Below are 12,982 nucleotides of genomic sequence, written 5' to 3'. Positions count from 1 at the left end.
CAGGGAACGGAGACAACCATGGATTTCAGCTTTACCGATGAGCAGCAGCAGTTTGCCGACGCGCTGCGCCGTTATCTCGGCGAGCAATACGGCTTCGAAGCGCGCCAGGCAATCGTGCGCAGCGATGCGGGTGTGTCGGACACGCAATGGAGCGCGTTCGCCGAACTGGGGTTGACCGCGCTGCCCGTGCCGGACGCGCAGGGTGGCTTCGGCGGCGGCCCGGTCGACATGCTGGTCGTGATGCAGGAACTCGGCCGTGCGCTCGTGATCGAGCCGTACTGGGCAACGGCGGTGGGCGTCGAGGCCTTGCGCATTGCCGGTTCCGGCGCGGGTGAGGATGCGGCGCTGCTGGAAGCCGTCGCGCAGGGGCAGAAGCGTGTGGCAGTCGCATTCCACGAACCGCATGCGCGCTACGACCTGTTCGAACTCGACACGCATGCGCGCGAGCAGGGCGGCACGTACCGGCTGACCGGCACGAAGTCGGTCGTTCAGCATGGCGCACAGTCGGATGCGTGGATCGTGCCCGCACGCGTCGACGGTGGCGGCATCGGCCTCTTCGTCGTCGAGCGGGATGCCGCGACCGTGAAGGTGGTCGACTACCGGACGATCGACGGCCAGCGTGCCGCGACGATCGGGTTCAATGAAACGCCGGCGCGACTGCTGACGGGCGGTGCGCGCGACGCTGCGGCCCTCGAGCAGGTTGCCGACTACGCGACGTTCCTTCTGTGCGCGGAAGCGGTCGGCGTGCTCGACGAACTGAATCGCGCGACGGTCGAATACACGAAGACGCGCGAACAGTTCGGCGTGCCGATCGCGCGTTTCCAGGCGCTGCAGCACCGGATGGTCGACATGCTGATCCATGCCGAGCAGGCGCGTTCGCTGACCTATCTGGCAGCCGTACGCTACGCGAGCGGCGATGCCGATGCGCGGCGCAAGGCCGTGTCGGCCGCGAAAGCGCGTGTCGGCGCCGCCGCGCGCTTCGTCGGCCAGCAGGCCGTCCAGCTGCACGGCGGCATGGGCGTGACCAACGAGGTCGCCGCCGCACACTTGTTCAAGCGGCTGACGATCATCGAGACGACGCTCGGCGACACCGATCATCATCTTGCCCGCATCGCGGCGCTGCCCGATTTCGCGCAGACCGACGCAGCATGACGGCGACGCGCGAGCGCACCAGACAAGGAGACACCGAGTGGGCATCAGTTACGAAGACCTGGTGGTCGGCAGTACCACCGAAGTGGGCCGCTACACGTTCGAACCGGACGACATCAAGGCGTTCGCGCAACGCTATGACCCGCAGCCGTTCCACCTTGACGAAGAAGCCGGAAAAGCATCGCATTTCGGCGGGCTCGTCGCGAGCGGCTGGCATACGTGTTCGGTGTTCATGAGCCTGCTCATCAAGAAGCTCGGGTCGGACTCGACGAGCATGGGCTCGCCGGGCATCGATTCGATCCGCTGGCTCAAGCCGGTGCGCGCCGGCGACACGATCACGATGTATCAGAAGGTCCACGACAAACGCGTGTCGGAGAGCAAGCCCGACCGCGGCATCGTGTCGACGGAATGGGTCGGCGTGAACGGCGCCGGCGAGACGGTGATCACCGTGCATACCAAGGTGATCTTCGGGCTGCGCCATCCGGGAGGCACGCAGGCATGACCGACGTGACCTTGCCGCTGATCGCATCGGCGCAGGCGCTGCAGGCGCGAGTCGGCGCGGAGCCGCTCGCGAGCGGCTGGATCGCGATCGACCAGCGTCGTGTCGATGGCTTTGCCGATGCGACCGGAGATCATCAATGGATTCACGTCGATCCCGACCGCGCGCGGCGCGAGTCGCCATTCGGCGGCCCGATCGCGCACGGGTTCCTGACGCTGTCGCTGATTCCGGCGTTGATGGCCGATGCGATGCGTTTCGAGCAGAAGATGGGGGTGAACTACGGACTGAACCGCGTGCGGTTCCTGAAGCCGGTGCCGGTCGGTGCGCGTGTGCGTGCGCTGTTTGCGGTAAAGGAAGCCGCCGAGGCTGCGCGGGACGGTGTGCAGGTGACGTGGTCGGTGACAATGCAGGTCGAGCGTCCCGATGTGCCGCTGCCCGTCTGCGCGGCCGAATTCATCACGCTGCATTACTTCTGAAGCGGGGAGCGGCATGTACGGATGCCGCTCCGCCCGTCACATGCGTGTCAGTGCTTCGCGTATTGCGTCGCACCGAACAGCACCTCGCGTGCCTTGTCGTCCTGCAGCGCCTTGCGCATCGATGCGAGCACTTCGACGCCGCGCTGCACGGCCGGTCGTGCGGCGATCGCCTCGTGCCAGCGCTTCACGTTCGGCAATTCGTCGAGCACGATGCCCTGGTTCTGCCACGAGCGCGTCCACGGGAACGTCGCAATGTCCGCGATCGTGTACGCGTCGCCCGCGAGATATTCGGATTCGCCGAGCCGCTTGTCCATCACGTTGTACAGCCGCTTCGCCTCGTTCGTGTAGCGGTTGACCGCATACTCGATCTTCTCCGGCGCATACAGGCGGAAGTGGTGCGCCTGCCCGAGCATCGGGCCGACACCGCCCATCTGGAACATCAGCCATTCGAGCGTCGCATAGCGTGCGGCCGGATCGGTCGGCAGGAACTTGCCGGTCTTCTCGGCGAGGTAGATCAGGATCGCGCCCGATTCGAACAGCGAGATCGGCTGGCCGCCGGGGCCGTCCGGATCGACGATCGCGGGGATCTTGTTGTTCGGGCTGATCTTCAGGAAGTCCGGCTTGAACTGGTCGCCCGCGCCGATATCGACCGGATGGGCGCGATAAGCGAGGCCCGTCTCCTCGAGCATGATGTGCACCTTGTGGCCGTTCGGGGTCGCCCAGCTATAGACGTCGATCATCGTGAACTCCTTTGTTGCATGCGCGAAAACGGCGCCGGCAGCGCCGCGACAGGCGGTCATTAGAGCATGGATCGATGCGGGCTGCTGGCGACGGAACCGTGCGCGCCGATGCGTATGCGCAGTCGTGCGCGCGCGTCGAGCTGCATGGTGTCGGGGGCGATCGCTTGTCGTTCCGAGTCGTCGAGATTGGGGGCGTCGCCGTGCAACATCGGGTCGATGCGGTGGCGACGCGTCCATCCGAAAGCGGGCGCGACGGTTCAGCGTTTGTAGCGGGGTTGGCGTTTCTCGAGAAATGCGGTGATGCCTTCGAGCCCGTCCGCATGATGCAGCGATGCGACGAAATGATCGCGCTCCGTGGCGAGATGCGCGTCGAGCGGTTGCGTCGTCGCGTCGTCGAGCAGCGACTTGATGCGCGTGAGTGCGTTCGGCGAGATGCCGGCGAGCGCATCGGCCCATGCCAGTGCATCGGTCAGTGCCGCGCCGGGCACGGCGAGCCGGTTGACGACGCCGAGCGTGTGCAGACGTTCGGCTGCAACAGGCTTGCCTTCGAACAGGATCTCGGCCGCGATCGCACGCGGCAGCGCGCGGGCGATGAACCACGAACCGCCTCCATCGGGCGTCAGGCCGACACGCGCGTATGACATCACGAACTTCGCGTCGTGCGCGGCGACGATCAGGTCGCACGCGAGCGCGAGCGAGAAGCCCGCGCCGGCCGCGGCGCCTTCCACCGCTGCGATCACCGGCTTCGTCGAAGCGTGGATCGCCGTGACCCAGGCGGCGAGCTGATCGATGCTGTCGGCCTGGTAGGACGGATCCTTCGAGCGGTTGTCGAGCAGCCGGTTCAAATTGCCGCCCGCGCAGAAGAAGCGATCGGCGCCGGTGAGTACGACCGCGCGAATCCCGGGATCCCGTTCGGCGGTGGCGAGCGCTTCGATGCCGGCCGCGTACATGTCGGGATGCAGCGCATTGCGCGCGCCGGGGTTGGATAGCGTGAGGACGAGCGTCGATTCGCTCTCGGGCGGACGCGAGGCCAGCAGTTCAGCACTCATGCGAGCGTGTCTCCATCGGATAGCAGGGCTGCGGCAGCGGACACATGGCGCGTGCTGATGCGGACGATGTCGCAGCAGAGGTATTGTTGTCGCGGCAGACGCAAAACTTGCTTTAGACTAGCACGAACGTGCTTTTCAGCGCGATGAATCCCGGTGCGGCCGGCATCGATGCGGCCGCGCTTCAGCAAGGAAGGAGACTCCGATGCTACAGCTGTGCGGTATTCCGTTGTCCAACTATTACAACAAGGTGAAGTTCGTCCTGCTCGAGCACGACATTCCGTTCGAGGAGTCGGTATGCGGATTGCCGGTCAGCGATCCGGCGCAGCTCGCCGATTCGCCGCTCGGCAAGATTCCCTTTCTGAAGACCGAAGAAGGGGCGCTGTTCGAGTCGCAGGTGATCATCGAGTACCTGGCGGCGCGCTATCCCGAAAAAGGCATTTTCCCGGCGAGCCCGTTCGCGGCCGCGAAGGTGCGCGAACTGATCGAGACGCTCGAACTTTATCTCGAATGGGTGGCGCGCGAGGTTTACACCGAAGCGTTTTTCGGCGGCAAGGTCAGCGACGGGATGAAGGCGCACGTCGAGAAGCGCCTGCCGCGCGCGATCGACGGATTCAAGCAGATGACGCAGTTTTCGCCGTATGTGCTCGGCGAGTCGTTCAGTCTCGCGGACATCGCCGCGTGGGTCCATCTGCCGGTCATCGGCATGGCGACGAAAGCCGTATTCGGGCGCGATTTCCTGCTCGATGCAGGCATCGACTGGAAGGCGCATGCGAAGAAGGTGGGCGAGCGCCCCGCCGCGCAGCGCGTGGCGGCCGAGCGCAAGGCGTATATCGACGCGACGAGCGTCGCGCGTTCGTAAGCATGGTTCCCGCAGGGCGGTGTGCGACCGCCCGTGTGGGTCTTACAGGCGGGCGAGCCGTTCGAGCGCGGACGCGAGCGTGCTTTCCTGCTTCGCGAAGCAGAATCGGACGACGCCCGATTCGTGCGGCTCGTGATAGAACGCCGACACCGGAATGGCGGCCACGCCGATCTCCGACGTGAGCCACTTCGAGAATTCCGCTTCCGGCAGGTCGCTGATCGCCGAATAATCGACGCACTGGAAGTACGTGCCCGTGCAGGGCAGCAGCTTGAAGCGCGTGCGCTCGAGTCCGGCCCGGAAGAAGTCGCGCTTCTTCTGGTAGAAGTCGGCAAGCGTCAGGTACGGCGCCGGGTCGCGCAGGTAGTCGGCGAGCCCGATCTGCATCGGCGTGTTCACCGTGAACACATTGAACTGGTGGACCTTGCGGAATTCCGCGGTCAGCGCGGCAGGCGCTGCGACATAGCCGACCTTCCAGCCCGTCACGTGATAGGTCTTGCCGAAGCTCGACACGATGAAGCTGCGCGCGGCGAGTTCCGGATAGCGCGCGACGCTCTCGTGGCGCGCGCCGTCATAGACCATGTGCTCGTAGACCTCGTCGGACAGGATCAGCACGTTGGTGCCGCGCACGATCTCCTCGAGCTTGCGCATGTCCGACTCGCGCCACACGGTACCCGTTGGGTTGTGCGGCGTGTTGATCAGGATCATGCGCGTTTTCGGCGTGATCGCGGCCGCCAGGCGGTCGAACGGGATCGCGTAGTCGGGCGCTTCCAGCGTGACGAACACGGGCTTGCCGCCCGCGAGTTCGATCGACGGCAGGTAGCTGTCGTAGGTCGGTTCGACGACGATCACTTCATCACCCGGGTGCACCGTGCACATGATCGCGGTCAGCAACGCCTGCGTCGCGCCGGCCGTGACGGTGATTTCGGTCGCCGGATCGTAACGCCGGCCATAGACCTGCGCGATCTTGTCCGCGATCGCGTCGCGCAGCGGCGCGACACCGGCCATCGGCGGATACTGGTTGTGCCCGTTGCGCATCGCGGCGGCAACCGCATCGACGATGCGCGGATCGCAGTCGAAATCCGGAAAGCCCTGGCCGAGGTTCACCGCGCCTTTTTCTGCGGCAAGCGCGCTCATGACCGTGAAGATCGTCGTGCCGACGTTCGGCAGGCGCGAGGGGAAAACGGGAGTCGTTGGCATGTCTGAAGGAGCGTTCATCGATACGGTCGAAATCGGGTGGTGCGGCGTAGGTCAGGCCGGCGTGGTCGTCGTGTCCGGCGTGGCGTCGAGCGAGCAGGCCTCGGTAAATGGCGCGGGCTGCGCGATCCGGAAGCCGAAGTCGCGTGCGGTGCGCTTCGCGAGCTTCAGCAGCGCGCGGTCTTTCGACACGAGCCACTCGGCCTGCGCGGCGCGGGCGAGTTCGAGAAACTTCTGGTCGTCGCGGTCCTTGCACTTCGGCAGCGGCGGCGCGCCGGCGTCGACGGGCGGCGGCTCGACGAGGCTCGCCAGCCGGGCGACGGTCGCGAGTGCGGCCGCCTTGTCGATGGCGCGCGACTGGAACTGCGGATAGTCGAGCACGTATTCGAGCTCGGTCAGGCAGCGGCCGTCGATCACGGCGGCAAGCGCGCCGCTTTCCAGCGCAGCCCGGATCGGGCGCGTAGCGGGGTCGTCGAATACGAGGATGTCGATCCAGACGTTCGAGTCGAGCACGACGCGGTGCGCGGCGTGCGGGGCGAGAGAGCGGGTCATTCGTTACAATCGGTGGTTTTCGTCTGACCGCAAGGCACGGCGTGCCAGCGAGCCTCTATGATAATCGTTCTCTCTCCAGCCAAATCCCTCGACTACGATACGCCCGCGCACGTCCAGTCTTACACGAAGCCTGCATTCGTCGACGACGCGTCCGAGCTGATCGACGGCCTGCGCAAGCTGTCGCCGCAGGACATCGCAACGCTGATGGATATCTCCGATCCACTCGCGCGCCTGAATTTCCAGCGCTACGCCGACTGGTCGTCGACCTTTACGCCCGCCAATGCGAAGCAGGCCGTGCTCGCGTTCAACGGCGACGTCTATGAAGGTTTCGACGCGAAATCGCTGTCGTCCGCCGATCTCGACTATGCGCAGCAGCATGTGCGCGTGCTGTCGGGCCTGTACGGACTGCTGCGTCCGCTCGACCTGCTGCAGCCGTACCGGCTCGAGATGGGTACGCGCTTCGCGAACGCGCGCGGCAAGGATCTTTACGCGTTCTGGGGCGACCGCATCACGCGGGCGCTGAACGAACAGCTCGAAACGCGCAGCGGTGCGGCGCGCGTGCTGGTCAACTGCGCGTCGACCGAATACTTCAAGTCGGTCAAGCCGAAACTGCTGGCCGCACCGGTCATCACACCGGTGTTCGAGGACTGGAAGGGCGGCCGCTACAAGATCATCAGCTTCCATGCGAAGCGTGCGCGCGGTCTGATGGCGCGCTTTATCGTCGAGAACCGTATTGCCGACCCGAAGGCGCTGAAGGATTTCGCGACGGAAGGCTATGCGTTCGATGCGGCGGCGTCGAACGATTCGACTTACGTATATCGCCGGCGAGTCGGCGAGTGACCCTGCCGGCCGTTCACGAGACGGCCGGCGCATGCATGAGGCCGGGCAAGCGCTACACCGCCTGTTCCGGTCGCCCCAGGAGAGACAGATGGCCCTTTCGATCACCAGCAATTTCGACGCAGGCGCAATCGACGTCGTGTCGTGCGACAGTCCCGATGCGATTCGGCTGCGCGTGCGCGGCGACACCCACTCGGAATTCGCGCAATGGTTTTACTACCGCTTGACAGGCGTGCGCGGCGAGCGCTGCGTGATGACGTTCGAGAATGCTGCCGAATGCGCGTATCCGTCGGGCTGGCGCAATTACAGCGCGGTGGCGAGCTATGACCGGGTCGACTGGTTCCGCGTGCCGACGACGTTCGACGGCAAGACGATGACCATCGACCATACGCCGGAATTCGACAGCATCTACTACGCGTATTTCGAGCCGTACTCGGAAGAGCGTCACGCGGCGTTTCTCGGCGCGGTTCAGCAGTTGCCGCAGGCGAGCGTCGTCGAACTCGGCCGCACGGTTGAAGGTCGCCCGATGTCGCTGCTGACGCTCGGTACGCCGGAAACGGATGGCGTGCCGAAGAAGAAGGTGTGGATCATCGCGCGCCAGCATCCCGGCGAGTCGATGGCCGAATGGTTCGTCGAAGGTCTCGTCAAGCGGCTGGCCGGATGGGGCGACTGGGCCGGCGATCCGGTCGCGCGCAAGCTGTACGATCGTGCGACGTTCTATATCGTCCCGAACATGAACCCGGACGGGAGCGTGCATGGCAACCTGCGCACCAATGCCGCAGGCGCGAACCTGAACCGCGAGTGGATGGCGCCCGATGCCAAGCGCAGTCCCGAGGTGCTGGCCGTGCGCGATGCAATCCATGCGATCGGCTGCGACATGTTTTTCGACATCCACGGCGACGAGGATCTGCCGTATGTGTTCGTTGCCGGGTCCGAGATGCTGCCGAGCTTCACCGAGCAGCAGGGCAAGGAGCAGACCGCGTTCATCGAAGCGTTCAAGGTCGCGAGCCCGGACTTCCAGACTGAGCACGGCTATGCCGCGAGCAAGTACAAGGAGGACGCGCTCAAGCTCGCGTCGAAGTACATCGGCCATCAGTTCGGCTGTCTGTCGCTGACGCTCGAGATGCCGTTTAAGGACAACGCGAACCTGCCCGACGAACGCGTCGGCTGGAACGGCGAGCGAAGCGCGGCGCTCGGCGCAGCGATGCTGGCGGCGATCCTGGTGCACGTCGACACGTTCGCGTAAGCGTAGCGTCGCCGTATGAAAAAGCCGGGGCATCTCAGGATGCCCCGGCTTTTTTACTTCTGTGGATGCCGCTTCGGCGGATCAGGACTTCTTCGCGGTCTTCTTCACGACCTTCTTCTGGCCGCTCGACTTTTTCGTTGCGACGGCCTTCTTGCTGCCGGTACGGCCCGATGCCTTTGCCTTGCCCTTGCCTCGGTGCGACTTGCCTTTGAATTTCTTCGTCGAGGACGAGGAGCGCTCGACGCGCGGCTTAAGCGGCGGAACCGGGTCGTTCCAGCTGAACGCGAGCATCTGCTGACCGACATAGCCGCATCGGAATTTCAGCGGCGTCGCGTCGCTGCCGTCGCTGTGGATGCCGAGGCCGTCGACCGTGACGATATTGTCGACCTTCACGCGCTGCTTGCCCTGGTCGAACGAGTCGTTCCATGGCGTGATCGTCGCGTTGCCGCTGTCGAATGCGTTCGGCGCGAAGTCGACGCGGTCGAAAGCCGACGACGTGCTGGCGATGAAGCTGCCGTGCGCTGCACAATCGGCGGCGAGCGGATCGGCATGCATTTCGTTGACGAATTTGTTGATCAGTTCGGAGCGCTGGTCGAGCAGATCGGCGAATGCCGGTGTCGGAAGCGCAAGCGACAGGCCCGCAATACAGGCTGCCAGCTTGCCGAGCGCCCGGAAAATCCGGAGCGACGCAGGAGAGCTGTCCATCTGGTTATTGGTGAGGAGCGAATGAGACATCGGGCACGTATAGATGCCCGATGAAGAACCGGAGTTCAATCTTAGCGTAAAAAAGTTGTGCGGCAGTAGATGTCGCATTCTGCCGTACTGAGGGAGGGGAGGCCGGCGCGTGATGACGGCGCCGCCGCCGGAGGGCAATTCAGGCGCGCGGGCCGCCGAGACGATAGCGCCGGACGTCGAAGGTCGTGACCCACGCGGGACGATAGACAGCGATGAGTGCGGTCGCCATGCCGGTGAACCACGCTTCGCCGAGTGCGAGCAGCGCGGTGTTCAGCAGATAGCCGGCCGGAATCACGACGGGAACGCCATCCGCGAGCGCGAGCTGGACCCCGGCAGCGGCAGCGGCAACCGCGATGATCGCGATGGCGGGCGACAGGAATCCCTGGCCGGTAATGAACGACGCGAGATTGTGCGGCAACCATGCGAGTGCGGCGCGCTGCAGCAATGCCGACACGGCGACCGGCAGCGCGCCGTAGATCAGATAGGTCAGGCCAATGCCCTGCCAGGGCGCATCGAAGATGATCGCGGCGACCGCCGTGACGGCGCCCATCGCGATCAGTGCGAGTGTCCAGTCGAACAGCGTGACGAGCAGCGTCGCGCCAAGCAGATGCATGACGATGCCATCGTCGAGCCACGCATTCGAGGCCCAGAGGACCGCAATGGCGGTGACGAGCGCGAGCCACACGTGCTGGAGCGTGGCGTCCTGCAGGCGCACGAAGGGACGATTCCAGATCGCGAGCGCGAGCAGGGCCACGGCGGCGATCCAGCCACCGATGCCAACCCAGAGCGGAAGCGGTGTGAAAAGAAAACCCATGCGTCCATATTACTCGTTGAGCATCAAAGGTGGGAATCCGCACACACCGACCGTCGCAATATCGAGACTGTTTAACTAGCGTTCGCGCCGGAACCGCGCTGGCGGCTCGGCGGCGATCGGCAGGTCCTGCGCGCTATCGATCGAGGCCGGCAACGGGTACGGGCGGTTACTCCGTTGCGTACGCAGCGGAACCGGGCCCTGTTCGCCGATGGGCGGCTTGCGCGCACGACTGCGGTTCGCCAACAGCACCTCGAGATGGGGCGACAGCCAGCCGTTGTAGATTGCGACCGCGGCGGCCCGGTTGGCGGCACCGAGCTGCTGGAAGATGCTGGCGAGGTGGATCTTGACAGTGCCTTCGCTGATGCCGAGTGTGCGAGCGATCATCTTGTTGGTGCTGCCCATGTGGACGAAGCGCATGATCTGCGCTTGCCGCGGCGACAGGAGGCCGCTCGGCGGCCGCCGGGGAAGCGACCCGGCGAGCGTCTGGAAATGGGCATCGTAGCGCGCCGCAGCAGCGGAAGGCAGCAGGCGCAGCGCGATCGGCGGAATGTAGTGTCCGCCCAGCAGCACGATCTCGAGCGCACGCACGATCAGGTGTGGCCGCGTGGAATGCGGGATCACGCCGGCGACACCGTAGTTGAAGAAGCGCTGGATTGCTTCGGGCGAAGTTTCGTCGACCAGGACGGCGACGGGTGTCGGCGAGCACGCGCTGCAGAGCGCCTGAAGCTCGCTGAGCCGGCCGACGTCGAGCCAGTCGATCGCGACCAGGTCGAAACGCTGGTTGCGCAGCAGCCTGCGCGCCTGAAAACTGTCGGGCACATCGTTGATGCCGGCGTGACGGTCGATCTGTCGCAACAGGGCCTTCAGTCCGTCACGCCGCTCGGCGTCTGAATTGAGCATCAGGAACCGCATATTCAACCTCCGTAATGTGAGCCATTGATCTGCCGTCTGGCATGCCTTGGGTCTGATAATGACAAAGACCTTACACGATGTCTGCTTGGCTGAAAGGCTTAGGAAAAGTATGAAATTTCGGGCGACGGGAGGACAGACAAGTAAAAAGCCGCTCCGGCGGGAACCGTGAGCGGCTTCAGGTGGGCAGGCCGTCGGGCCTGCTGTGCTGCGGATTAGTGGAAGTGCGGCTGGGCGGGTGACGCGTCTTCCGGCATTTCAGCGTGGACGATTTCGCCGAGCGGATCTGCGTAGAGCGGCACGCCGCAGTCATCGCAATATTCAGGTTCGAAGCGGCCCGCGTGCCGCCGGACGTCGGTTACGCCGCATTCCTTCAGCAGACTCACGATTTCCTCGACCGGGCCTTCGATCGGCGCTTCGCCTTCGAGCGTCGCACTGTCGATCGACATGTCGCCGTTTTCACGGCCGTAAAGCGGCCATACGACGCCGTAGATTACGTCGTTGCTGGCACGCCGCGTGAAGCCGACACGGTACTCGTCGATACGGCGTTCGCCGAAGCCGGCGACCACCGCGCGGAGCTCTTGCGGCGCTGCACCAAGTGTGTCGAATAGATAACGAATGGCCGTTCGGACCGTATGTGGACGTATCCGTTCGTCCGCATCCCGGCAGGCCGAGTAGTACGCGTCCGGAAGCAGGCATTCGAATTCGCAGCCGGGCAGCGCGATCGACAGGTTCGGGCCACCTTGGGCCGTCCATTGCTCGAGGCACTGGCCGCGTTCGATCCGGCTGCCGTTTTCTTCTTCCTGCCAGCGGAACAGCGGTGCGCCGGCGGGGGCCGCAACGACGGCGAGCAGGAAGCGCGGGTCGGCGAGGATCGGCGAGGTTTCGGGCAGGTCGCCGAAGCTGAGCTTGGGCGTGTGCTGGCTGATCGCCCCATGCGCGAGCTGCTGGGCGAGCCGGTAGGTCTCGACGTGGTGTCGCGGCAACTGGTCGATGCTGTAGAGGAACGGGGCAAGCCCGACGAGGGTACCGTTCGCAAGGACGTGCGCCTGCAGGTGCGTTCGAAGTGCGTCGGCAACGTCGCCCTTGAGCGGGCCCGACGGAATCATGTAGCGCGTCCATGCGAGAACCGGGACGGCGACCAGCAGCGCATCGAACGGTTGGCCGTCGTGCTCGATCACCATCGACTCGCTGTGCGTCTCGGCCATGTCGGCGAGCGCGCCATAGGCGTCGGGATGATTCTGCTGCAGATGGTCGAGCGCTGCGTCGAGCGTGGTCTGGTTGCCGTTGCGGACAATCTTGGAGAGCAGCGCATCGAGCTTCGCTTCCCAGAAGCGGTCCTCGATGCGGCTGCCCGAGGCGAAGAGCGCAAGCGACAGGCCGACCAGTTTGTCGGCATCGGGGGGGAGGCGTTTGGCGATTCGCTGGCGCATATTAAAGACGTATATAGAAAGAGGCGAAGAGCCTCACATTCTAGTCCGTTCTTTGCACCATAAGCGGTCTCGTGCCGACACATGGCCGGCTGGCCGAATTGCAGCTTTTGTAAAAAAGTTGCTTCAAACCCCTTGCGCGAATGTCGCGAGCTACCTACAATCACGCCTCTTTCGCGCTAACGGAAACGCAGCGCGGGAGAAGGGAAGCAAGGTGGGCGGTGTGCTGAAGTCTGGAGCGCGCAGCTGGCCTGGAAGTTGAACCCCGCAGTCGCAACGATGTAGTGTAAAAAGTTGTTGACGAACTGCGAAACACGGTTCATAATCTCGCTTCTCTGCTGCTGAAAACGCAGCGCTGCTGGGAAGCACGAAGTTCCTCGCAGAATGCTCTTTAAAAATTAACAGCCGATAAGTGTGGGCGCTTGATGAAAGCGAGCTGATCCTCGGATCAGATAGCGAAAGTATCAAGAGTCTCACACTAAAGTAAGTCAGG

The 12,982-nt window shown here is 64.4% G+C and carries 14 protein-coding genes; 6 read left to right on the top strand and 8 right to left on the bottom strand.

Features of this window, described 5'->3' with window-relative positions:
• Window positions 1-18 precede the first annotated feature (18 nt).
• From QZM35_RS33810 to QZM35_RS33800, 3 genes are read left to right on the top strand one after another with little or no spacing between them, the layout of a single operon-like run.
• Entirely contained in the window at window positions 19-1,152 is a 1,134-nt protein-coding gene (locus QZM35_RS33810) for an acyl-CoA dehydrogenase family protein (protein ID WP_089425973.1), read from the top strand.
• Between the two features lie 37 nt (window positions 1,153-1,189).
• Complete coding sequence (locus tag QZM35_RS33805; RefSeq protein WP_089425972.1) at window positions 1,190-1,651, top strand: MaoC family dehydratase; 462 nt, start codon at window positions 1,190-1,192, stop codon at window positions 1,649-1,651.
• Entirely contained in the window at window positions 1,648-2,124 is a 477-nt protein-coding gene (locus QZM35_RS33800; protein WP_089425971.1) for a MaoC family dehydratase, read from the top strand. Before QZM35_RS33805 ends, QZM35_RS33800 begins: the two co-directional genes overlap by 4 nt.
• 47 nt (window positions 2,125-2,171) lie before the next feature.
• Here QZM35_RS33800 and QZM35_RS33795 read toward each other — a convergent pair whose 3' ends face one another.
• Both QZM35_RS33795 and QZM35_RS33790 read right to left on the bottom strand, forming a co-directional pair.
• Window positions 2,172-2,864: a glutathione binding-like protein gene (locus tag QZM35_RS33795; RefSeq protein ID WP_089426624.1), complete on the bottom strand. Its 693-nt coding sequence runs from the start codon at window positions 2,862-2,864 to the stop codon at window positions 2,172-2,174.
• A 257-nt stretch (window positions 2,865-3,121) separates the two neighbouring features.
• Entirely contained in the window at window positions 3,122-3,913 is a 792-nt protein-coding gene (locus QZM35_RS33790) for an oxepin-CoA hydrolase, alternative type (protein ID WP_089425970.1), read from the bottom strand.
• 202 nt (window positions 3,914-4,115) lie between these two features.
• Between QZM35_RS33790 and QZM35_RS33785 the strand changes: the two genes are divergently transcribed.
• Window positions 4,116-4,772, top strand: coding sequence for a glutathione S-transferase (locus QZM35_RS33785; protein ID WP_089425969.1), 657 nt, complete (start codon window positions 4,116-4,118; stop codon window positions 4,770-4,772).
• A gap of 42 nt (window positions 4,773-4,814) precedes the next feature.
• Here the strand turns inward: QZM35_RS33785 and QZM35_RS33780 are convergent, their stop codons facing one another.
• Together QZM35_RS33780 and QZM35_RS33775 are read right to left on the bottom strand one after the other, a co-directional pair.
• On the bottom strand, window positions 4,815-5,987 hold the full coding sequence (locus QZM35_RS33780) for a pyridoxal phosphate-dependent aminotransferase (RefSeq protein WP_089425968.1): 1,173 nt from the start codon (window positions 5,985-5,987) through the stop codon (window positions 4,815-4,817).
• A 33-nt stretch (window positions 5,988-6,020) separates the two neighbouring features.
• Window positions 6,021-6,518 (bottom strand): putative toxin-antitoxin system toxin component, PIN family, encoded by a 498-nt coding sequence (locus tag QZM35_RS33775; RefSeq protein ID WP_089425967.1) that lies wholly within the window; start codon window positions 6,516-6,518, stop codon window positions 6,021-6,023.
• A 57-nt stretch (window positions 6,519-6,575) separates the two neighbouring features.
• Here QZM35_RS33775 and yaaA point away from each other — a divergent pair, with 57 nt between their 5' ends.
• Window positions 6,576-7,358, top strand: a complete 783-nt coding sequence (yaaA, locus tag QZM35_RS33770; RefSeq protein WP_089425966.1) for a peroxide stress protein YaaA — start codon at window positions 6,576-6,578, stop codon at window positions 7,356-7,358.
• Between the two features lie 88 nt (window positions 7,359-7,446).
• A complete protein-coding gene (locus QZM35_RS33765) occupies window positions 7,447-8,601 on the top strand; it encodes a M14-type cytosolic carboxypeptidase (RefSeq protein WP_301777570.1) in 1,155 nt (384 codons plus the stop codon).
• Window positions 8,602-8,682: 81 nt separating this feature from the next.
• Here QZM35_RS33765 and QZM35_RS33760 read toward each other — a convergent pair whose 3' ends face one another.
• The 4 genes from QZM35_RS33760 to QZM35_RS33745 form a co-directional block, all read right to left on the bottom strand.
• A complete protein-coding gene (locus tag QZM35_RS33760; protein ID WP_089425964.1) occupies window positions 8,683-9,336 on the bottom strand; it encodes a hypothetical protein in 654 nt (217 codons plus the stop codon).
• Window positions 9,337-9,475: 139 nt separating this feature from the next.
• The gene (locus QZM35_RS33755; protein ID WP_072440675.1) at window positions 9,476-10,150 is read right to left on the bottom strand and encodes an energy-coupling factor ABC transporter permease; all 675 of its coding nucleotides are present in this window, start codon (window positions 10,148-10,150) and stop codon (window positions 9,476-9,478) included.
• 75 nt (window positions 10,151-10,225) lie between these two features.
• A complete protein-coding gene (locus QZM35_RS33750; protein WP_089425963.1) occupies window positions 10,226-11,062 on the bottom strand; it encodes a response regulator transcription factor in 837 nt (278 codons plus the stop codon).
• A 212-nt stretch (window positions 11,063-11,274) separates the two neighbouring features.
• Window positions 11,275-12,492: a DUF2863 family protein gene (locus tag QZM35_RS33745; RefSeq protein ID WP_089431468.1), complete on the bottom strand. Its 1,218-nt coding sequence runs from the start codon at window positions 12,490-12,492 to the stop codon at window positions 11,275-11,277.
• Window positions 12,493-12,982: the final 490 nt, after the last annotated feature.

It is taken from the genome of Burkholderia sp. AU45274 (assembly GCF_030482505.1).
GTDB lineage: Bacteria > Pseudomonadota > Gammaproteobacteria > Burkholderiales > Burkholderiaceae > Burkholderia.
Note: the sequence above shows the minus strand (reverse complement) of the source record. Positions and strands in the feature narration are given on the sequence as shown.